This window comes from Acidisphaera rubrifaciens HS-AP3, from assembly GCF_000964365.1.
GTDB lineage: Bacteria > Pseudomonadota > Alphaproteobacteria > Acetobacterales > Acetobacteraceae > Acidisphaera > Acidisphaera rubrifaciens.
This window is the reverse complement of sequence record NZ_BANB01000955.1, coordinates 1-758: the sequence shown is the minus strand read 5'-3', so window position 1 is coordinate 758 and position 758 is coordinate 1. Positions and strand designations below refer to the sequence as shown.

Sequence of the window (758 nt, the reverse complement as noted above, 5' to 3'; positions counted from 1 at the left end):
ACGAAGTGGCGGCGATGCGCGCGGCCGTGGCGGCGTTGTGCGGCGAGGTCGAACGCGGCCTCGCGCGCCATACCCGGCGCGGGCGCGCCTGATCGCGCGCACGAAAAAGGCGCGCACCGGGATCGCCGGCATGCGCCAATGTCGTCACGTCAAGCCAGTCGCGGATTGATCAGGCCGTTTCGGCCGGCGGCGGCTCCTCGCGCGGGCGGCGGGTGCGTTCGGCCATGAACTGCTCGAACTCCTGCCGGTCCTTGGCGCGGCGCAGCCGCTCCAGATACTCGATGAACTCGCGCTGTTCCTCCTCAAGCCGGCGCAGCGTCTCCGTCCGGTACTCGTCGAACGCCGCGTTGCCCGAGGACGGCGCATAGGTGAAGCGACCCGCCCGGCCCCGCCGGTGGCCGCAGCGCATGTCCGCATTGTACCAGCGCCCGGGCGATCCGCCCTGCTCGCGCCACGCCCGCAGCCTGCCACTGAACATGAGGAACCCCAGGATTGCCAAACCGATCGGCCAGAACCCGATGAAGCCGAGCACCATCAGCCCGATCCACGCGCCCTTGCCGTAGTCATCCAGCCGCGACGTAAGCCCGCCCATGGCGGCCCTCCTCTCCGCGAATGTTTATAACATTTACATACGCGCGGCTCACGGCGGTTTCAAGCCTTTTCCGATGCGGCCGGCACGCCGAGCCCCTGCAGGTAGACGAGCACGCCGGCCTCCAGCAGCTCCTCCGCGGTCATCGGGATGGCGCGGCGGGCACCCG

Annotated in this window: 1 protein-coding gene; it reads right to left on the bottom strand. The window is 69.8% G+C overall.

Annotation, left to right across the window (positions count from 1 at the left end; all coding sequences use genetic code 11):
- Positions 1-169: 169 nt before the first annotated feature.
- On the bottom strand, positions 170-592 hold the full coding sequence (locus B8460_RS19340; protein ID WP_048863263.1) for a DUF2852 domain-containing protein: 423 nt from the start codon (positions 590-592) through the stop codon (positions 170-172).
- Between the last annotated feature and the right edge of the window lie 166 nt (positions 593-758).

What these genes read in the sequence shown, in the direction of transcription:
- B8460_RS19340 (WP_048863263.1), bottom strand. Translation starts at nt 592, where the DNA reads ATGGGCGGGCTTACGTCGCGGCTGGATGACTACGGCAAGGGCGCGTGG.